General features: G+C 38.9%; 17 protein-coding genes. 5 read left to right on the top strand and 12 right to left on the bottom strand.

The window, feature by feature from the left end; genetic code table 11:
• Positions 1 to 27: 27 nt before the first annotated feature.
• Positions 28 to 1,527, bottom strand: coding sequence for a transcription termination factor Rho (gene rho, locus B4A24_RS18245; protein ID WP_293946451.1), 1,500 nt, complete (start codon positions 1,525 to 1,527; stop codon positions 28 to 30).
• 294 nt (positions 1,528 to 1,821) lie between these two features.
• Here rho and B4A24_RS18240 point away from each other — a divergent pair, with 294 nt between their 5' ends.
• The 3 genes from B4A24_RS18240 (at position 1,822) to B4A24_RS18230 (ending at position 5,682) form a co-directional block, all read left to right on the top strand.
• A complete protein-coding gene (locus B4A24_RS18240) occupies positions 1,822 to 3,549 on the top strand; it encodes an MFS transporter (RefSeq protein WP_293946450.1) in 1,728 nt (575 codons plus the stop codon).
• Between the two features lie 241 nt (positions 3,550 to 3,790).
• Positions 3,791 to 4,657 carry an N-acetylglucosamine kinase gene (locus B4A24_RS18235; RefSeq protein ID WP_293946449.1) on the top strand — a complete coding sequence of 289 codons (867 nt, stop codon included), beginning with the start codon at positions 3,791 to 3,793 and terminating at the stop codon, positions 4,655 to 4,657.
• A 203-nt stretch (positions 4,658 to 4,860) separates the two neighbouring features.
• Entirely contained in the window at positions 4,861 to 5,682 is an 822-nt protein-coding gene (locus B4A24_RS18230) for a UDP-2,3-diacylglucosamine diphosphatase (RefSeq protein WP_172395014.1), read from the top strand.
• Positions 5,683 to 5,751: 69 nt separating this feature from the next.
• Here B4A24_RS18230 and B4A24_RS18225 read toward each other — a convergent pair whose 3' ends face one another.
• Positions 5,752 to 6,435, bottom strand: coding sequence for a metal-dependent hydrolase (locus B4A24_RS18225; RefSeq protein ID WP_293946448.1), 684 nt, complete (start codon positions 6,433 to 6,435; stop codon positions 5,752 to 5,754).
• 4 nt (positions 6,436 to 6,439) lie between these two features.
• Positions 6,440 to 6,745 carry a YbaB/EbfC family nucleoid-associated protein gene (locus tag B4A24_RS18220; protein WP_104380803.1) on the bottom strand — a complete coding sequence of 102 codons (306 nt, stop codon included), beginning with the start codon at positions 6,743 to 6,745 and terminating at the stop codon, positions 6,440 to 6,442.
• A 99-nt stretch (positions 6,746 to 6,844) separates the two neighbouring features.
• Between B4A24_RS18220 and B4A24_RS18215 the strand changes: the two genes are divergently transcribed.
• Positions 6,845 to 7,471 (top strand): hypothetical protein, encoded by a 627-nt coding sequence (locus B4A24_RS18215; protein WP_293946447.1) that lies wholly within the window; start codon positions 6,845 to 6,847, stop codon positions 7,469 to 7,471.
• Positions 7,472 to 7,554: 83 nt separating this feature from the next.
• Here the strand turns inward: B4A24_RS18215 and B4A24_RS18210 are convergent, their stop codons facing one another.
• Positions 7,555 to 8,526: a hypothetical protein gene (locus tag B4A24_RS18210; RefSeq protein ID WP_293946446.1), complete on the bottom strand. Its 972-nt coding sequence runs from the start codon at positions 8,524 to 8,526 to the stop codon at positions 7,555 to 7,557.
• Positions 8,527 to 8,759: 233 nt separating this feature from the next.
• Between B4A24_RS18210 and B4A24_RS18205 the strand changes: the two genes are divergently transcribed.
• Positions 8,760 to 9,350: a thymidine kinase gene (locus B4A24_RS18205; RefSeq protein WP_172395010.1), complete on the top strand. Its 591-nt coding sequence runs from the start codon at positions 8,760 to 8,762 to the stop codon at positions 9,348 to 9,350.
• Between the two features lie 348 nt (positions 9,351 to 9,698).
• On the opposite strand, the gene B4A24_RS18200 is transcribed toward B4A24_RS18205, so the two are convergent.
• The 8 genes from B4A24_RS18200 to ccoN all read right to left on the bottom strand — a co-directional run bounded on the left by B4A24_RS18200 (position 9,699) and on the right by ccoN (position 19,834).
• Positions 9,699 to 12,422, bottom strand: coding sequence for a carboxypeptidase regulatory-like domain-containing protein (locus B4A24_RS18200; RefSeq protein ID WP_293946445.1), 2,724 nt, complete (start codon positions 12,420 to 12,422; stop codon positions 9,699 to 9,701).
• 116 nt (positions 12,423 to 12,538) lie between these two features.
• Positions 12,539 to 14,002 carry a cardiolipin synthase gene (gene cls / locus B4A24_RS18195; protein ID WP_293946444.1) on the bottom strand — a complete coding sequence of 488 codons (1,464 nt, stop codon included), beginning with the start codon at positions 14,000 to 14,002 and terminating at the stop codon, positions 12,539 to 12,541.
• Between the two features lie 57 nt (positions 14,003 to 14,059).
• On the bottom strand, positions 14,060 to 14,749 hold the full coding sequence (locus B4A24_RS18190; RefSeq protein ID WP_293946443.1) for a sulfite exporter TauE/SafE family protein: 690 nt from the start codon (positions 14,747 to 14,749) through the stop codon (positions 14,060 to 14,062).
• Positions 14,750 to 14,758: 9 nt separating this feature from the next.
• The gene (locus tag B4A24_RS18185) at positions 14,759 to 15,181 is read right to left on the bottom strand and encodes a FixH family protein (protein WP_293946442.1); all 423 of its coding nucleotides are present in this window, start codon (positions 15,179 to 15,181) and stop codon (positions 14,759 to 14,761) included.
• Between the two features lie 11 nt (positions 15,182 to 15,192).
• Positions 15,193 to 16,581, bottom strand: coding sequence for a cytochrome c oxidase accessory protein CcoG (ccoG, locus tag B4A24_RS18180; RefSeq protein WP_293946441.1), 1,389 nt, complete (start codon positions 16,579 to 16,581; stop codon positions 15,193 to 15,195).
• A gap of 12 nt (positions 16,582 to 16,593) precedes the next feature.
• Positions 16,594 to 17,490 (bottom strand): cbb3-type cytochrome c oxidase N-terminal domain-containing protein, encoded by an 897-nt coding sequence (locus B4A24_RS18175; protein WP_293946440.1) that lies wholly within the window; start codon positions 17,488 to 17,490, stop codon positions 16,594 to 16,596.
• A 3-nt stretch (positions 17,491 to 17,493) separates the two neighbouring features.
• Entirely contained in the window at positions 17,494 to 17,691 is a 198-nt protein-coding gene (locus tag B4A24_RS18170) for a hypothetical protein (protein ID WP_172395004.1), read from the bottom strand.
• A 4-nt stretch (positions 17,692 to 17,695) separates the two neighbouring features.
• Positions 17,696 to 19,834: a cytochrome-c oxidase, cbb3-type subunit I gene (gene ccoN, locus B4A24_RS18165; RefSeq protein WP_293946439.1), complete on the bottom strand. Its 2,139-nt coding sequence runs from the start codon at positions 19,832 to 19,834 to the stop codon at positions 17,696 to 17,698.
• Between the last annotated feature and the right edge of the window lie 427 nt (positions 19,835 to 20,261).

Genomic DNA, 20,261 nt, shown 5'->3' with positions numbered 1-20,261 from the left:
TGGCTAAAATATCAAAATTTGATGGGATTACCCATTCATACTGATCAAAAATTCTTCATTTGATTTAGTACCACGCATTTGCCCTTGCAAGAATTCCATTGCTTCTGTCGAATTCATGTCTGACAAGTGATTGCGAAGCACCCAGATACGTTGTAATGTTTCTTTGTCTGTCAACAGGTCATCACGACGCGTGCTAGACGCTGTAATATCAATCGCTGGGAAAATACGTTTGTTCGCCAATTTACGATCCAATTGCAATTCCATGTTACCAGTTCCCTTAAATTCTTCAAAGATAACCTCATCCATTTTAGAACCAGTATCTGTCAAAGCTGTCGCAAGGATTGTCAATGACCCCCCATTTTCGATATTTCTAGCTGCTCCAAAGAAACGTTTTGGTTTGTGTAATGCATTTGCATCCACACCACCAGATAAGATCTTACCTGAAGCAGGAGCAACAGTGTTATAAGCACGCGCCAGACGAGTGATTGAATCCAATAGGATAACCACATCATGACCGCACTCAACCATACGCTTCGCTTTCTCCAGTACGATATTAGCAATTTTTACATGGCGATCAGCTGGTTCATCAAAAGTAGATGAAACAACCTCTGCACGTACGCTTCTAGCCATATCGGTTACCTCTTCAGGACGCTCATCGATCAATAAGATAATAAGGTATACCTCAGGATGATTCTTGGCGATCGCATTAGCAACTTCCTTCAATAAATTTGTTTTACCTGTTTTTGGTTGCGCAACAATCAGTCCACGTTGACCTTTTCCGATTGGCGTAAATAGATCCATGATACGCGTAGAGTAGTTACCCATGCCCATATCCAAATTTAAACGCTCATCAGGAAACAAGGGTGTCAAATAGTCAAATGGAACACGATCGCGTACCTCTGCAGGATTCTGTCCGTTGATCGCTTCTACCCGAACCAATGGGAAATATTTCTCACCTTCTTTTGGCGGACGGATACAACCACGAACAGTGTCACCTGTTTTCAAACCAAATAATTTGATCTGCGACTGTGATACGTAAATATCATCCGGTGATGTCAGGTAGTTATAATCCGAAGAACGTAGGAAACCATAGCCATCTGGCATAATTTCTAAGACCCCTTCATTAACAATAACATTGTCGAAATCTGTACTAGATGAAGTATTTTCAGCTTTAGGAGTTTGAGGTGTTTTTTCAGGTTGGGTACCTTTATCTGTTGCAGGAGTGGTATCTATAGCGGGGCTGCTTTCCTCACTTTCGACAGCCTCACGTTTTCTTACAGTTACAGGCTCAGCGCTCTTCACTGTTCTAACGCGCTTACGCGTACGTTCACCCTGTTCTTGATTGTCTTCCTCCACTTTAGCAACTTTTTCTGCAGAAGCCGGAGCTGCTTCTTCTTCCCCACCGGTATTGCTAATTCTTTCTATTAATTCTTGCTTACGCAATTTATCAGCATCTGCGATACCGATCAACTTAGCAATCTCGCGCAATTCTGATACGAGTTTAGCGTTTAATTCGTTAATATCCATTAATGTGTTGTGTATGATTTTTGGATTTTCTTTTGAGCTTTATTCTGATTTACACTTAAGCTTGTTTCCTTGTTTAAGTGAATGAAGAACTTAATGATTTCGTTTAAACCCGAAGTGGATTAAATCTTGAGAACCTAGACAAAGAAAAAAACAAATTTTGTTATTTCAAAATATTTCAAAAAAAATATTTACTATTGTAGCTAGTAAAACGATTTAACAACATTTTTAGATTGAATTTTATATTTTTTTTCATAAGTTCGTACCTTTCAAAATTTAAGTTTTTAGATCCCTTATATGGAACAGCAACAAACTAAAACTAATTACCCCGCACTTTACACGCTCATTATTGTGTTTTTCTTTTGGGGGTTTATTGCAGCTGGAAATAGCGTATTTATACCATTCTGCAAGAATTATTTTCACTTGGATCAATTTCAATCGCAATTAATTGACTTTGCTTTCTACACCGCATATTACATTGGTGCATTGCTCTTATTTATCTTTAGTTCAATTGGTGGAAATGACCTTGTTGGAAAATGGGGTTACAAAAAAAGTATCGTTTACGGTCTATTGTTTTCTGCGCTGGGCGCGGCGGCGATGATTATAGCCGTTGAGGTAAATCTGTATGTTGGCATGTTGTTGGGTCTATTCGTGGTTGCACTTGGATTTTCACTACAGCAAACGGCAGCCAACCCTTTCGCCGTCTTATTGGGCGATCCGAAGACCGGGGCGTCCCGTGTCAACCTTGGTGGTGGTATCAATTCCTTTGGAACAACGATAGGACCTTTAGTTATTGGTTTCTCCCTTTTTGGAACATTTGAACCTATATCCGATTCTGAAATTGCCAATCTACCTCTAAATAAAGTAGTATACCTATATGTGGGTGTTGGTTTATTATTTCTTTTAGCTGCGACATTGTTCAACTTTAGCAAAAAAGTTCCAGCTGGAATCAGTAAAGAGCCAATGGAAAAAGCCAATAAGGCACTCCGTACGCTGATCATCATGACAGTGTTATTATTTGGTATGTTTACGCCTGTATTCTTAAGTTATAAGAGCGATCTTGCATTACATATCGAACAATTGCACCAACAGGTATCAGCGCTGACTGACCAAGTTCAGATTGATCAATTAAAAGCACACATTAAGGAAGTTGCCAAACCGCTGGAAACACAACGCATGCTATGGTTAGCAGGTGCTTTAATCGTTGTCATCGGCGGCTTACTTTTCTCTAACCGAAGCGCGAAAAAGAATCCAGAAGGTTGGGGAGCAATGAAATACCCACAATTAGCATTGGGAATGCTTGCATTATTTATTTATGTTGGTATTGAAGTTGCGATTGGTAGCAACTTAGGTGAGTTGTTGACTTTAAAAGAATTTGGCAGTCTACAATCTTCTCAAATAACACCTTATGTGTCCATGTACTGGGGAAGCATGATGATTGGCCGCTGGGCGGGAGCGATTACAGCGTTCAACCTGAGCAAATCCACTAAAAACGGACTTCTAATCATAGTCCCTTTAATTGCTTTCTCCATTATTATCGGAGTGAATACACTCGCTGGTTTCGAGATGTCACACCTTTATTACTATGTGATCTGTATTATTCTACAAATCGTGGCTTTCTACCTAAGTAAAGAAAAACCTGCACGTACATTGATTATTTTTGGTTTATTTGGAATCATTGCCATGTTAATCGGGCTTTTCTCTTCCGGTACAATTGCTATTTATGCATTCTTATCAGGAGGTCTTGCTTGTTCAATTATGTGGTCATCCATCTTCAGTTTATCAATCGTTGGTCTTGGAAAATATACTGCTCAGGGTTCGGCATTCTTGGTTATGATGATTCTTGGTGGTGGTGTCCTTCCTCCTATCCAAGGAAAATTGGCCGATCTTATTGGAATACACAACTCCTATATCCTACCGTTAATCGGATTCTGTTATATTGTTTTCTTTGCTGTATTTGTAAAAGGAATTTTAACCAAACAAGGAATCAATATTGATGAAATCGAAGCTGAAGGAGGGCATTAAAAGCTTCAGCTAATTGTAAATAGTACACTATTTAAACAATTTTATTACACGACTTAAAAACTGGCTTAACAATACTGTTAAGCCAGTTTTTTTATATTATGAACGAATTCGTGAAATTTATTTTTTCAAAAATGCATGGATAAATTATGATATTTAAAATTAAAAAATGTATTTTCGGGGAATTGATTAATGAATTGATTACTCATTTTATAACGATAAACACAATTAAAACTACTCAATAATGATAATCATTGCTGACGGGGGATCAACAAAAACAAACTGGTGTTTGTTAGATGATTCAAATAAAAAAATCTACTTCAATACAGAAGGGTATAACCCTTATTTTGTTGACAGTGAATACATCGTAAACTCCCTAAAAAAAGGATTACCGCAGGATTTACCTTTTGAAAAAATCGCGGAAGTAAATTATTATGGTGCTGGTGTCCATAATAGGGAAAAAGCCCAAATCGTAGTTGATGCCTTAAAACATGTATTTACTACAGCAAAAGTGGAAGTAGGACATGATCTACTTGCTGCTGCAAGAGCATTATTAGGCTCTCAAGCTGGATTTGCAGCTATTTTGGGTACAGGAACAAATTCTTGTCTCTATGATGGTAAAGAAATTACTCTAAATATTGACTCTGGAGCTTATATTTTAGGTGATGAAGGATCGGGTAGTTACATCGGTAAAAAGTTACTTGCGGATTATGTACGTAATTTAATGCCAAAAGATGTCAAAGAAGTGTTTTGGAACACTTACAAAATGACAAAAGATGAAATCATGGATGCGGTTTATACCAAACCAATGCCTAACCGTTTCTGTGCAAGTTTCAGTAAATTCGTGTACGACAACAATGTGAACATTGAGTACACGCGCAATATTGTAGATGAAGCATTTGAAGCTTTCTTCAGAAATTTAGTTAGCAAATACCCTAATTATCAAAGTTATACTTTCAATTGTATCGGTTCAGTCGGTTACAATTTCAGAAATGTATTAGCTGAAAAAGCAGAGCAATATGGTATGAAAGTAGGTAAAATCTTGCGTTCGCCAATCGATGACCTTGTACAGTTCCACATCGATAGAGCAGCAGCAGCGATTGCTAAATAGCAAATATTCGTTAACAGATTAAGAAAAGGTGTCAGATCAACAGATTAGACACCTTTTCTAGCTAATTAAAGCCCAATATTAAATTCTAATAAACTTATTTATATAGTTTTACAGCATATTTTAACGATTTAATAACAGGAATTTCACCGGCATCAAATAAAATTACCTTTTTTTTGTAAAAAGAATATTTATAGTTTATTCCGATGAAAAGAAGCCTTGATATACTTGTACTCTCAGACATACACTTAGGTACATACGGAAGTAGAGCCAAAGAACTTTTACTTTACCTGGAATCCGTCGCGCCCAAGATATTGATCCTTAATGGCGATATCGTCGATATTTGGCAGTTTAAGAAAAGTTACTTTCCGCAAGATCATCTAAAGGTCATCAAGAAGATCATCGATATGAGCTCAACTGGCACCGAAGTCCACTACATTACCGGTAATCATGATGAAATGTTGCGCAAGTTTACCGATCTCAAGCTTGGAAACATCAAACTGAGTAACAAGTTGCTTCTTTCACTCAATAATCAAAAGGTTTGGATCTTTCATGGTGATGTTTTCGATGCATCCATCCATCATTCAAAATGGCTTGCGAAACTTGGCGGATGGGGCTATGATAAGTTGATACAGCTCAACAATGTCATTAATTATTGCCTGGATAAGATGGGCAAAGAGAAATATTCCCTCTCAAAGAAAATAAAAAATTCTGTTAAAAAAGCTGTCAAATACATTTCAGACTTTGAACATACGGCAACGGAATTAGCCATTGAAAAAAACTATGATTTCGTCATATGTGGGCACATTCATCAACCCCAAATAAAAGAAGTTATTAACCGAAAAGGAACATGTACCTATATGAATTCTGGCGATTGGATCGAAAATCTAAGCAGCTTAGAATATAAAAATGGAGAATGGAAACTGTTTTATTTCGAAGAAAATAAAGAGCAGATCCTAAAAAATAAAATCATTGATACCCCCCTTTTCAGCTTAGAAGACCTAAAGAAAATCGTTATATCATCGTAGAACTTACGGATCTTAACAAGATCATCGTAACGGATCAAAAAAAGCCGAGCTCGCTCGGCTTTTTTGCTTTTACAGCGTTATTGTTTCTCCTATTTTTGGAAGAGACAATGAAATATCTTCGTTCTGGAATTTGTCCAAGGCCTTTTGTTTGTCAATTTGAATTGGCGGAAATGAATCGTAATGAATTCCCACTACACGTGTACAATTAATAAACTCTGCCGCTTTTATCGCATCATCGACATCCATTGTATAGTATCCACCAATAGGTAAAAAAGCCCAATCTAATTTCAGGTCAGCCAACAACTTCATTTCCATCGTCAATGCGGTATCGCCGGCAAAATAGATCTTTTTCCCTTGTACATTAAAGACAAATCCGACCGGAAACCCACCATATTGGCCATCAGGCGTACTATTCGTATGTGCAGCATACACCATCTTGACAGTACCAAAAGGCAGCTGTATCGTACCACCGAGATTGAACTCAACCACCTTATCGTCAGGCACACCTTGTCTTCTGACCCATGCCGCTGTTTCTACAATGGCCAGTACCGTAGCATCACTATTCTTTTGGATGGTAGCCATATCTGCGACATGATCCTGATGTCCGTGGCTTAAAAAGATGTAATCGGGCTTAATCGCGTTAACATCAATTGCTTTCGCCAGAGGATTATAAGTTATAAATGGATCCAATAAAACCTTCGTTCCATCAAAATCAAACTCAACACAAGATTGACCGTAATAAGTTGCTTTCATATTGTTATTGATTAAATAGTCCGCCTAGGCCACCTAACATATCTTTACTAGCCGCCTGCATTTCAGCTTGACTGATATTCTCTGCTTGGACTATTGCTTTATTCAACGCAACGACCAACAGTTCCTCTAATTCTTCTTTGTCTGCATTGGACAAAAAGACAGGGTCTATCGTAATCTCTTTGATCTCCTTATTGGCAGTTGCCACCACCCGGATCAAACCACCCTCAGCCTCACCGGATACCGAAATTGTATCTAGTCTTTTCTTAATTTCCTCTGCCTTTTGCTGTGCCTGAAATAATTTGTCAAACATATCTATCACATTTATTTGATGCCAATTTACAAAAATCCTCCAATACCTACTATTGCTAATTTAATTTCGCTAATGCTACCCTTTTTGTATTTTTGCAGCATGCAAAGCAATCAAGAAAAATTAGTTGCCCATTTTTTGGAACAGCTGAATCTAAATAACAGCACTGTCTCAGCAGAAACATACGCTAAGTTAACAGCAAAGCAATCGGCAATCGTTAGCATCGAAGACGTCATTGCTTATATCAATACACTTGCCCGAGAATTAAATAGCGACGAAAATATCAATGAGCTTATTGAAAAAATAGAAGATGAAACCGACATCTTGATTCACAAGCTCAAATTTATAACAGCCAGCGACAGACCCAAAGTATTGGTTTTAGATCAAATTGATCCACTGGAGATCAATGAATCGGCTTATCTACAGGAATCTATCAAAATAGCAGGTGGAATCCCTACGATAGCTGCTAACGAAGCTGATAAAATCATCTTAATTGACAATGACCAAAATGTATTTACCCGTGTCCCGCTTTTATTAAATGATCCAGCAATTGCTCAATCCAAAGCGATTGAACTCGATCAGCTGTTTATTATGACAAAACCTAATTTTGCCACTATTCCAGGATACGATTATCTAATTGAATTGGAATCTCTGGCCGAGATCCTGCAACCGAAATATTTTGTCTATGGTCACGAAGGAAAGGACTGGCTGCAATTTCAATTGAAATAGTTTATCCAATATAAACAATGAGTAGCAACAAAAACAAAAAGCATCTTTACGTAAAGATGCTTTTTGTTTTTGCCGTTAAATAACTAGTTGTACCTTCTTCGCAATACCTCATATAATTTTTCAACTGTATGGGGTTTATCCGCCCATCTGTTCTTAACCGCATAATTGGTTTGCAAAAATGCATCAGCTTCGGCATAACTATTAAATCTGTTCAATAACTCTACCGCTTCGCTATACGCTAAACTATAACCATTAAATAGGTCTTTAATAAATAAAAGTTTATCATTCAAACTTATTCCGGTTTTGATGTCAGTTAGTTTATCCGAACTTCCGGATTGACTGACTTGATAAACCCGGCTCTGCACCCCGGCTTGTTTTTGCTGCGAGATAATCTCATTTAACGTCAATGGCCTCGATGGGACCTCCTCCGCCGCGGTATTGACTTCCTCCTGAGTAAGGTTCTCCTGAACTTCTTCAATGACGACCTGTTTTGGTTCCTCTATAATCTCCTTAACAACCGTAGGTTCTTCATCCACCAAGTCTATCGTGGGTTCATCTATCTCATACTGTTTTTCTTCACTATTTTCGGCAATAACTTCACTCGTCACATCGTTCGTTTCATCGGCTATTGCAGGCGAATAAGAAGCTGCTGCCAATTCATTGCTGTCTTGTACTTCCTGCTTTACTTCAACAGCATCTTCGTTTAATTTTGTAGGTTCATCATTCTCTACATCACTTTTCGCAAGACTTTTAGATTCAGAAAAGCTCTGGCTAGACGCATGTATAGACGAAGGCGGTGTAAAATAATCGTTAAATGCTATTTTTTTACTCTCCAGCACAGATTCTTTCAAGGTATTGTGAGCTTGTCCATCTTTCAATACAGCATCTGTTTTGAGTAAAGTAATGTAAGCCGCAACAGATTGTGCTTTAGCCTCCAGGCTCAGCAGATGGCCTATCTCTGCCTCACCATTCTTCTCTGACAAAGTCAAATATTGCGCATTCAAATCCTGTAGTAAATCTCCTATCCTATTAAAAATTTCCTCTTTAGTACTCATAATTCTAGTTGAAATCGCCCGTTAATCGTTTATAATACCTATACACTCCTTACCTTAAAAAGTGAAAAATTCAATCCTTTGATTTATAATTATTTGGATTTTTACCCACTTTTTTGCTACTCAAATTTAATATTTAATTTCGATATTAGCATTGTCAAAAACAGAATATAGTAGAAGGTTTATTTACAAATAATTCCTTATTTGTTGACCATCCGAAAAAATAATTTAATCAGATGCTTTTTTCCGAACATAATCTAACATTGAGACCAGCTCGATATGGAAGTATTGAGGTTATCTGTGGATCAATGTTCTCAGGCAAAACCGAAGAGTTGATACGAAGGCTAAAACGGGCACAATATGCACGGCTAAACGTTGAAATATTCAAACCTTCTGTCGATAAACGATACGACGAAAAATTGGTCGTTTCCCACGATAGTAATAGCATTCCATCCACTCCGGTTGAAAATTCATCGGCTATACTGCTTTTGAGTTCGGCCACCCAGGTTGTTGGAATAGATGAGGCACAATTTTTTGATGACGGATTGTCAGAGGTTTGTGTCAAATTGGCAAATAATGGTATTCGTGTGATTATTGCTGGACTGGATATGGATTATAAAGGACAACCTTTTGGACCTATTCCAAGTCTGATGGCTATAGCCGAACATGTTACAAAAGTTCATGCAGTCTGCATGCAATGCGGCGCTCCAGCGAATTATTCGTACCGTCTGATAGCAGATACGCAAACCGTGCTACTCGGTGAAAAGGAAGCCTATGAACCCCGCTGTAGGCAATGTTATTATCAGCTAGATCGACAAAACGATTAGAAAGCGTTCCGCTCTCGCCAACAATATCATTTCAATTTTTAATTGATAGATGACATATGCATCATCAGTAAAAGCATTACGGGCTAAATATCGGATCCATATCACTATTATATAACATTTAAAAATCACTGCCAAATAGCCACGTTATCAAATTGGCATAAGATTTGAAATATATGTATAAATAAGAAGACAAACGCTTTCAAAGGCGATAAGATACTTTTCATAATTTAGGTTTATAATTGGTTAGTTTGCACCTCCTTGCCCATCAAGGAGGTGTTTTTTTATGCCATAAAAAACGCCGCTCGTTTTTCAAAGAGCAGCGTTCATTTTATATAACTTAATTCGATTTTAAGGTTGTACGCGGTATTTTATCACTTTTCGGCCAATGTTACCTGTCTGATCCATTCCCTCTACAATCACTTTATAATTACCATTTCCATCCGCATTATAGAATTGGACTGCCGCCTCCCCTGTTTCGGTTACCGTTACTTTTGGATTCCAATAAATGGTAGTCCGCAGATCATTTACCGATTTTTGCTCTGGCGTATCGTATTTTGGCGTGTAGAATTTACGTTCTTTGACATAGCCCAAAGGAAACATATCGATCACATTCGATTTGGGCAACAGTTTCTCAATTTCACTTAAGGCCATCCGAGGTTTCTTAGCCTCCAATTTCTTCGTATAGATAGAGACTACGCCATTGTTCTGATACATTCTTGATACTGTTCCCAGTTCATCACGAAGGAAGATTTCGATCCCCTCAATATCCGCGACGTTGATACTATTCAATCCTGGTTCATCAATGGCCATACCATTTAGGAAAAACTGAACCGGAGTACGTCCACCCGCATTATAGTCACGCGAAACATAATATTTCAATGTTTGAGGATCATATGTTATCCCCGTTAAAACAGTCTGCAGACACATGGTCAACACATTACATCCTGTCAGGCGCTCCGGCTCAATGCGATGTTCAGGCATCGATAAACCCGAAATAGATGGAAAATCTTTATTTGTAATTACCTTTTTTTGTACTCCTGTCACCTCAACTTCATCCAATAAGATAGATTTTCGGTACTCTTTACGACTATTATCCAAATAGGGTGCGAATGCCTGGTCTATATTAGGGACAAAGTAGCTTTTATAACCGTTATTTTTGTCGATTTCGGGATAATAACTCTGGTCCATATTGATGACCAAACTACGGTAATTATCATTCGACCGCGCATTTACCGTAACTTTGGATGAATCAGGAAAAACAAGGTCTTTAAATGTAAAACGACCATTTTGATCCGTGTATACATCCTTTTTGATGTTCCGGGAAGGTACAGAAAGCAACAAACCACCATTTGGATAGGGACGACCTGTATTCATCCGTAAAATCCCGGATAGCTCGATCCCTTGTTCAGGAAGGAAATTGATCTGCGGTAGCTTTTCAGCGATCAATGCGGAATAATCAAAACGGCGATATCCCTGTGTCATTAATAATGCATCCAGTGCTTTTTCACGGTTTGGATTTTTATCATCAAAATAAGCGTTCGGATTTTCGACATTGCCTTTCAGCTCTGAGGTCAATAAAAAATTGCTTACAATTGATAGGTCGGCCTGATCGTTATAAGGAACTTTGGATTCATCGATCACAGAAACCGAATAACTACCGGGATATTTCTGTCCATTATTATCTACTGAAAGTTTCAAATTGACCAGATCCTTCGCCTTATAACTTTGCTTATCGCTTGCGACTTGAATATTGAGTAATTTCTCACTTTGGACAAATGCCAGGCGTTCACTTACTGGTTTGCCATCTGGTGTCATTAAAGTAACCTGGACAATACCGTTTGGTAAGCGGTCTTTTGGAATATTGACCAGAGCAGATGAAGATTTTAAATTCACCTGTGCTCCAAAACAAAGATGGCCATTGGACTGCACCAATACATAGTAGGATTGTGCTTTGTTATTCGAAAAATTTTCTTCGCTGGTGACTACAGCAAACTCAGCATTTGCAGTATCCTGTTTGACGAAAACAATATTCGCTTTATCATTAACCACTGCAGGAAGTTTATATTTACGTTCTTGCCCGTTGGCAAATTTGATGACTGCCTGATAATTTTCTCCAACGAGAGGCAATAAGGAGAAATACCCCATACCCAATCCGAAATCTTCAAATTCCGCAACAGACTTTCCTTTTGAATCCAGAATCGAACCTTTTACTGTCAGGCCCTTTCCGTCGGATCCAACAGCTTTAAAAGCGACCTTTTTGGCAAGTCCGGCAATTAGATCCCCGCCTTCAGGGAAAAACTGTACATCAGCATCCCACAAAGCATTTTTGAGCAGGAAAGAACTGGACAACGGTTTCTCATTTTTATTTTCCTGGATACTGACCTTTAATTGCCCTTTTTCCAAATCAGCCTTCTCTTTTGCCGATAAGTTGATCGTCACTTTCCCCATGGCATCTGTCTCACCTTTACCTTTATCGACAGTTTCCCATCCAGCAACAAATTCCCAGTTGATTTTTGAATTAATCATGGGTTTCCCTGTACGGTCCCTGAACTGTATAACAGCCTGACTTTTATTACCATTAAGATTATTCTGAAACTCTATATGAGTGGTCAATTTTTTATTGATCACATCACCTATTGGAACGATTTTATTGAAAAAGTATGATGCATCAAAGTTTGACATCCATTTTGTATAGGCTCTGAAGCGGTAATTATCCTGTGTCATGAACTGTGGATCAAGGACCATCTGTCCATTTCCGACACCTTTATCCAATGGAATCCGAAAGGTCTGAATAAGCGAATCACGGCTATTCAAAACTTCCACATAGGCTATTTTGCTCGGCTCGTATTCTGGAAGATTACGTGATAAATAGGAAGAAAACCATAATGTGTCGCCTACAGCATAATAAGGTTTATCAAAGTGCAGATGTACTTTTTCCGTTGGGTAACCTTGAAAATATTTTTGAACCCGTTCTACGATCGTATTAATAGGTAATGTAGGTGCAGTCTGTGCATAAGTCGACCCGATTCCTAAAATTCCTATCGATAAAGTCAATAGTTTTATGTGCTTCATTGAAAGTCTTAGAATTAAAAAAGAATAGCTAAATATATTCAATTTTAAGCAAAGACCAATCCTACTAGGGTATTTTTAACATTTATTATACCATTATGCCTTTATTAGACAACCTGCTAAAGTAAAGGCGCCAGCAAACGGCAGATCGAATCGACTCCTCGTTTCCATCGACTTCTTTGCATCCATTTACGGATTGTAATGAGATCTGAAGCTTCAATATCGGCAAGAAATTGATCATGCAAACGTTCACATAACGCTTTGTCTGATACGATCCCAGTTATTTCAAAATTGATGTAAAAACTTCTGATATCCAAATTAGTTGTACCAATATAGGCGAGTTTACCGTCAATGCAGATAGTTTTGGCATGAAGAAATCCCTTGGTATAGAGGTATACGTTTACACCCCTTTCAAGTAGCGGCTTGATAAAAGAAAAGGAAGCATGTTGTACAAAAAAAGAATCAGATTGCGCCGGTAACATCAGGTCAACCCTAACACCCGAAGATACGGCCAGCATCAACGCCGTGGTCAGTTGGTCACTTGGAATAAAATAAGGTGTGCACAATTCCACATATTCCTTGGCTTCATTGATTCCAGCGATGATCGCCTCCATATTGAATGGAGCAGGAGACCCCGGGTCACTGGCGGTAAATCCCACACCACTCGCATCTGTATCAGTGATCGGAAATCTGTTTAAAAAACCTTTGCTCAGTTCAAAAGGTTCCCCATCTGTTTGATTCCAGCTATTCCAAAATTGAATTTGTAATGTATTTACGGCTGCTCCGATAACCATCATTGCCGTATCTCGCCAATAGATATCATTTTTTCCGTTATTAATGTACCGGTCTGAAATATTGATTCCACCTACAAAACCGACCGTTCCATCAATGACAACAATTTTTCTGTGATTTCGGTAATTGCTATTGGCTAATGATGTAAAAGTAACGGGAAGAAAGGCCTCAAATCGAAAATCTGGTCTATGTCTACGCAGGTATTTAATCACATCAGGAGCTCCAAAACTATCCAGTATCAAACGTACCGTCACTCCTGATTTTGCCTTTTCTTCCAAAATTTGCAATATTTCACGTCCGATCTCATCCAATTCCCAGATATAGTACTCCATATGGATGGAATGATTTGCGCTTTTCAACTGCTGGATCAATGTCGGAAACTTTTCTTCGCCATTTATAAACAAAGTCACCTCATTATTCAGGGAGAATGTCGATATTTTTTGATTTTTGAGATAGCGATAGACCATGGCCAAACTACCGATACGATCATTTAGTGTATCAATATTTTCCTCCATAATTTCAGATTCTTTACGCCAGGCATCCAATAATTTTTTTGACTGCTCCCGATACATACGTTTCATCCTTTTGACCTTCTTGAATTTTTGGCCAAAGAAATAATAGATAAGTAATCCGATTACGGGTAGAAAAACAATAACCATAATCCAGGCGATCGTTTTGGCGGGGTTACGGTTTTCAATCAAGATTGTTCCGATTACACCAATATATAAGATAAGTAAAGGAATCCAGTAATATTGTAACGCAATTTGTAAAATATGATGAAGTACCTCCATATAATGTGCTAAGTTTAACACCAAATATAATACTTAGCTCTGACAAATTGTTTGCGCTTAAGCACAGTTTATCGCGCCATCAATATGGATAAGAGGACTTAAATAGGGGATATTTAAATTCGCCCCCCGAAGTATAAACCAGATCCCTAGCAATAAGTATAACAAAGGCATCCATTTTGAAAAGCCAATTTTGAAAAATTTAGAGAAATTCCCCAAAAAAGAAAACAAAAACAACAGTGGGATTGTCCCCAGTCCGAAACACAGCATAAATAAAAAACTCTGTTGTGGACTGTCTGCATTCATTGCAGAAATTAAAGCCATATACACCATACCACAAGGTAATAATCCGTTCAATATACCAGCAAAAAAGCTCCCGCCGGGCCGATACAACCATCTCGACAAAAGCCCGGCGACAGGTTGAACAGCACGGGTCTGCAGGCGAATGACTGTACGATTGTTTTTCCCTATAAGTTGGAACAGTGCAATCAATACCAATAGTATTCCCGTAATCCAGCTCAATGTACGTTGCCAACCCTGAATTTGAGCAATTGTACCTATGGTCCCCAATAGAAAACCAAGACTACCATAGGTCAATATCCGACCGAATTGGTAGAGGATCTTATTCAGGAAAGTACGCCAGGCCAACTCTTGCCTACCCTCGATAGCAAATATTAAAGGGCCACACATGACCGCACAATGTATGCTTCCAAATAAACCCATATAAAATGCAAAGTAGGTATAACTCATGCTCCAGGTTTAAAATAAAATATGCTCCTCAAATAAAAAGTCCTTACCTGCACTTTTCCAATCGATATACAGATTCCACATTCCCTTATCGAATGTCGAAATCGGCAGCGTCAACAGCTTATCCGTTGTCTGGAATGGCAGCTCTCTATCTAATTTGTTATCCGAAGGCTTACGGAATAATAGTCTACCCTTGTTAATTTTCGAGACAAAATGTATATAAAGAGTATCTTTTCTGATCTCAACAGTCGGCATTTCTTTCATGGTCAGTACATTCTGTTTTTTTTCGTAAGCTTGATCGTAATTTAAACCCTGTTCATAATAATCGTCTTCTTCCAAGCTGTCCGAATCGTGAGTGACCATATAAAATCCGGCTGCAACGATGCAAAACATAAACACTGCCAAACTCAAAAAAATTTTTGTACCCCAATTCATTTTTTTATTTGTTAATTCATTCCAGGAGGAGCAATGAAAGTAGTTTTTAAGCTTTCCACTTTTTTGTCCCCTGAATAGATAGATAATTTGATATTACTTTTGTACGTTTCGACATCTTTATTCGCAATAATTAAAAAAAAGCTTAAAGTAGCATGCCCATCTTTGCTGAGCCTCTGAATAGGGTTGACCAGTTGGATCCTGAGTCGCGGGTCTTCGCATACCAATTTAAAAGAAATTTCTTTTCCAGATTTGTTAACTAATTCCAACGCGTAAAGATTGCTTATTGTCTTATCGTCCCGAAGCTGATACGTGCTTCCTTTCGCGCGTAATAATCGGCCATCCACCTCAGAGCGATTGAACAGCAGGAAAGCAAATACCGACATCAACAGCACTAAGACAATTGAGTAAGCGATAGCCCGTATGTTACTTTTCTTCTCGAGCGTGCCTTCAATTTCCCCCATGGAATAAAAGCCGATCAGCTTTTTGGGTTTTCCGATTTTTTCCATGACAGCATCACAAGCGTCAATACATGCAGTGCAACTCACGCATTCCAGTTGTAGACCTTCTCGGATATCAATTCCTGTCGGACATACATGAACGCAAAGCTTGCAGTCAACACAGTCCCCGTGTGACACTGTGGTATTTTTCTGCTGCTTTCCTCTTGGCTCACCACGTCTATGATCGTATTCCACTGTGATACTTTGATCATCCAGCAGCACACCTTGCAATCTCCCATAGGGACAAATCGCGATGCATACAATCTCCCTGACATAAGCAAATACGGCATAAAAAACCAAGGTGAATAAAATGATTGAAATTAGGCCGCCGATATGTTGATCCAATGGGTCGGTAATGATTTTAATCAAAGCATCCGAACCGATGATATAAGACAAAAAGATATTCGAGATCAAAAATGAAATGATCAAAAATATGCTATGTTTCAATACTTTTTTTAACTGTTTCTGATCCGTGTCAGGACCATCATTGCGTTTTTTCTGTTGCTGCCAATCTCCTTCAATCCAATACTCAATCCTCCTAAAAATCAGTTCGAGAAAAATCGTTTGGGGACAGGTCCATCCACACCAGACACGTCCAAATACGACCGTAAACAGTACCACGCAGACCATCACGATCAACATTCCAAAAACGAATATATATAGATCCTGTGGGTAAAAAAGGTTCCCCAGAATAGAAAACTTCCGTTCAATGACATTGAACATTAAGAATGGTTCGCCGTTTACCTTGATAAAAGGAGCGACAAACAAGAACAGTAGTAGCGTATAACCAACCCACTGCCTTTTTTTGTAAAGTGCTCCCTGCGGTTTTTTTGCATAGATCCACTGTCTTTTTTTTGACTTAGGTCTACCACTATTGTCGTTATTAACTACTACTGTACTCATTTCGATATTGATTTATTGTTCAGCTTTCTTCTCTACTTCAGCTCCATCATTTACTTTTGTTGCATCTTTAGCATTTCCATAGATTACTTCTTCCCCTTGTGGTTCCTTTGGATTCGCCGGATGCGTATCCCTTAAGGTGACAATATAACTTGCCACTTGCGCTATTTGAGCGGGACTTAATGTCTGCTCCCAAGGCACCATTCCTTTGTCTGGTACACCATACTTGATCGTTTTGAAAAGATCCTTAATTTCGCCGCCGTGCAACCAAAATTTGTCCGTTAAGTTAGGTCCAATACCCCCCTCGCCATTTCCACCATGACAAGCTACACAGTTTGCCGCGAATATAGCTTTTCCCTCAACAGCCATGTCTGGCTCAAATTCCACCGTATTTTCGTCGACATTGCTGGCAGACGCAGCCAAATACGCCTGTCTTTCCTTTTCTGCGACAACCATTTCATGTGCATATTCTTGATCTTGATTCATACCGATCCCAGAAACCTGGTAGATGAATAAGTACACCAGTCCAAAAAAGATTGTTCCATAGAACAAAAAGTTAAACCAGATTGGAATGGGGTTATCCAGTTCCCGGATGCCATCGTATTCGTGGTCGATGACAATATCCTTTTCTTCCGATATAGGCCTTATTCCCATGATCTTATTCCAAGATCGTTTCAACCATCCTTTTTTTGCCAGTTTCTTAAGTTCTTCTTCTTTGACCAAGTCAGGCATCGTAATCCTAATGATGGATTTCATCGCACGGTTAACCATCAGTGCCGAAGCAAGAAGAGCCAACATTACGACAATCAATACGATAATTAAGATATCTGTGTATAAATTATCCGTACCAAAACCCCAAGTAGATTGGACAAGCTCTACTGTAGTCGGTGCAGTATCTAATAATAAACTCATATACTATATACTTTCAGGTGAATGATTCATTTCCTTTTCAGTTTCCTCTTCCTCCAAAGGCAGTTCCTTCATATAATTTACATAGTCCTTTTTCATGCGGAATAACATGATTGCGACCGAGATGAAGAAAATCAGGAATATCCAAAGTGACACAATAAGGTAAAGCTCACTTCCGTTCAAATTTGTAATTTGTTTAAACATTGCGTTACTGATTTATGTTAACATCCTCAGCCACTTTCGGAGCTGCTTTTATATCCGTCCCCAATCGTTGTAAGTACGCGATTACCGCTATAATTTCCCGATCAGCCAATACGTTTACTTGATTCTGTTTCAGGTCATCCGCAATTTTTTGAGCCTGTTTGTGCAGATCCGGTTCTGCGTTCGCTATTGCCGCATCCGTATAGGGAATTCCCAATTTTCTTAAAGCCTTCATTTTATCTTTCAGAATGGAGTTATCCAATTTCTGATCGATCAGCCAAGGGTAAGAAGGCATGATACTTCCGGGTGAGGTAATTGTGGGATCCAATAGGTGGTCAAAATGCCATTTATTCGGATATTTGGAACCGATACGGTGCAAATCAGGCCCAGTTCGTTTCGACCCCCATAAAAATGGCGTATCATATACAAATTCACCAGCTTTGCTATATTCACCATAACGAGCTGTTTCCGATCTAAATGGGCGGATTGTCTGTGTATGGCAGTTGACACAGCCCTCTCTGACATAGAGATCACGTCCCTGCAGTTCCAGCGCTGTGTAGGGTTGTACACTTGCGATTGTCGGTACGTTTTTTGAAATGGTAAACGTCGGAACCATCTCAACCATACCACCGATGAGGATCGCTATTAGCGCCAAGACCATAAACAATATAGGCTTACGTTCAAGGCGGCGATGCTGAGATTGTTCGTTGACCTGGACCGGTAATAAAGCTGGTGCTTCGGCAGGCTCGTTTGCCAGAAGCCTACCTTGCTTCATTGTTTTAATTAGATTGAACGTCATCAAGAAGACACCTGATAAATAGAGTGCTCCACCCAAAGCCCGCATCATGTGCATTGGCAGAATCTCCAATGTTGTTGCCAAGAAGTTTGGATATTTCAAAACGCCTTCAGGTGTAAACTCCTTCCACATCAAACCTTGCACTACTGCCGCCCAATACATTGGAATTGCATAGAATAAGATGCCTAATGTGCCGATCCAAAAGTGTGTGGATGCTAATTTTTTAGAATAAAGTTCAGTTTTATAAATACGTGGGATTAACCAGTAGAGAATACCGAAGGTCATAAAGCCATTCCACCCCAATGCTCCAACGTGTACGTGTGCAACGATCCAATCCGTAAAGTGTGCGATGGCATTCACTTGCTTCAAGGACAACATTGGACCTTCAAAAGTTGCCATACCGTAACAAGTCAGTGCGACGACCATAAACTTCAGCATAGGTTCTGTACGTACCTTATCCCAAGCCCCGCGCAACGTCAACAAACCGTTTATCATACCACCCCAGCTCGGCGCAATCAGCATGATCGAAAATACCACCCCTAACGACTGTACCCAGCTTGGTAGCGCTGTATATAACAAGTGGTGAGGCCCTGCCCAGATATAGATAAAAATCAGAGACCAAAAGTGAAGAATACTTAATTTATAGGAATAAACCGGTCGATTAGCCATTTTGGGCAAAAAGTAGTACATCATTCCCAGGTAAGGAGTAGTCAGGAAAAATGCTACTGCATTATGACCATACCACCATTGTACAAGCGCATCCTGAACACCTTTATATACATAATAACTTTTCCATCCGGCCACAGGCAATTGAATGGAGTTAACAATATGTAGTACGGCTACAGTAACGAATGTGGCTATATAGAACCAAACTGCGACGTACATATGGCGTTCACGTCGTTTGATAATAGTACCAAACATATTGATACCAAATACAACCCAGATGAGGGTAATAGCAATATCAATCGGCCACTCCATCTCGGCATATTCATGGCTCGAAGTAAGCCCAAGCGGAAGTGTAATAGCCGAAGCGACAATGATCAATTGCCATCCCCAAAAATGAAGTTTACTTAAAGCGTCACTAAACATTCTCGCTTTAAGCACCCGTTGTAAGGAGTAATAGACTCCCATAAAAATACCGTTACCTACGAAGGCAAATATTACTGCGTTTGTATGTACGGGACGTACACGGCCAAACGTTGTAAACTGCAATCCGAAGTTCATTTGAGGCCAGACAAGCTGCGTTGCCACAAGCAATCCGATGGTCATACCAACTATCCCCCAAATAATGGTAGCGATTCCGAAATTTCTGACAATTTTATTGTCGTAATTAAATTGCTCTAACTGCATTACTTAAATTGTTGATTCTGAATCAAAAGTAAGCAGCATTTTATGACAATCTAATGATGTACAATGCGTACAAAAGTGATGTACGTCACTTTATTAAATAGCATCAATCCATATTTCAAAACCATTTGAGTATTGATTCCATGGCAGTTAAATCAACAAAAATAGCTCGCAATGGTTAATGCTATAAATATTAAGAATAAAAGTGATGTCGATCACTTTCGTAAATGGGATGGATACGTTCCCTTTGAGGTCAAGCGATAGCTAATTAGACGTTTTCATACAGATTGCTTACCGGAAATTATTTAACAAACAAGAGGCGTTACGTAAATGCTATGCATCCTAATCGCGGTATTATAGTACAGGAAGTGATTATCCTTTAAAGCGCTATAAATAATAGAATTGGGGATATCCAAACGCAAGAAGCCCT

Origin of the sequence: Sphingobacterium sp. UBA7249 (assembly GCF_002472835.1) — a bacterium.
GTDB classification, from domain to species: domain Bacteria; phylum Bacteroidota; class Bacteroidia; order Sphingobacteriales; family Sphingobacteriaceae; genus Sphingobacterium; species Sphingobacterium prati.
This window is presented reverse-complemented; position numbering and strand designations above follow the sequence as displayed.

Bases quoted from the DNA above. Each gene is read 5' to 3' on its own strand.
- B4A24_RS18205 (WP_172395010.1), top strand. From the start codon at position 8,760: ATGCTTTTTTCCGAACATAATCTAACATTGAGACCAGCTCGATATGGA.
- B4A24_RS18175 (WP_293946440.1), bottom strand. From the start codon at position 17,490: ATGAGTTTATTATTAGATACTGCACCGACTACAGTAGAGCTTGTCCAA.
- B4A24_RS18215 (WP_293946447.1), top strand. From the start codon at position 6,845: ATGCAAAGCAATCAAGAAAAATTAGTTGCCCATTTTTTGGAACAGCTG.
- B4A24_RS18210 (WP_293946446.1), bottom strand. From the start codon at position 8,526: ATGAGTACTAAAGAGGAAATTTTTAATAGGATAGGAGATTTACTACAG.
- ccoN (WP_293946439.1), bottom strand. From the start codon at position 19,834: ATGCAGTTAGAGCAATTTAATTACGACAATAAAATTGTCAGAAATTTC.
- cls (WP_293946444.1), bottom strand. From the start codon at position 14,002: ATGGAGGTACTTCATCATATTTTACAAATTGCGTTACAATATTACTGG.
- B4A24_RS18225 (WP_293946448.1), bottom strand. From the start codon at position 6,435: ATGAAAGCAACTTATTACGGTCAATCTTGTGTTGAGTTTGATTTTGAT.
- ccoG (WP_293946441.1), bottom strand. From the start codon at position 16,581: ATGAGTACAGTAGTAGTTAATAACGACAATAGTGGTAGACCTAAGTCA.
- B4A24_RS18240 (WP_293946450.1), top strand. From the start codon at position 1,822: ATGGAACAGCAACAAACTAAAACTAATTACCCCGCACTTTACACGCTC.
- B4A24_RS18185 (WP_293946442.1), bottom strand. From the start codon at position 15,181: ATGAATTGGGGTACAAAAATTTTTTTGAGTTTGGCAGTGTTTATGTTT.
- B4A24_RS18230 (WP_172395014.1), top strand. From the start codon at position 4,861: ATGAAAAGAAGCCTTGATATACTTGTACTCTCAGACATACACTTAGGT.
- B4A24_RS18235 (WP_293946449.1), top strand. From the start codon at position 3,791: ATGATAATCATTGCTGACGGGGGATCAACAAAAACAAACTGGTGTTTG.
- B4A24_RS18220 (WP_104380803.1), bottom strand. From the start codon at position 6,745: ATGTTTGACAAATTATTTCAGGCACAGCAAAAGGCAGAGGAAATTAAG.
- B4A24_RS18170 (WP_172395004.1), bottom strand. From the start codon at position 17,691: ATGTTTAAACAAATTACAAATTTGAACGGAAGTGAGCTTTACCTTATT.
- B4A24_RS18200 (WP_293946445.1), bottom strand. From the start codon at position 12,422: ATGAAGCACATAAAACTATTGACTTTATCGATAGGAATTTTAGGAATC.
- B4A24_RS18190 (WP_293946443.1), bottom strand. From the start codon at position 14,749: ATGAGTTATACCTACTTTGCATTTTATATGGGTTTATTTGGAAGCATA.
- rho (WP_293946451.1), bottom strand. From the start codon at position 1,527: ATGGATATTAACGAATTAAACGCTAAACTCGTATCAGAATTGCGCGAG.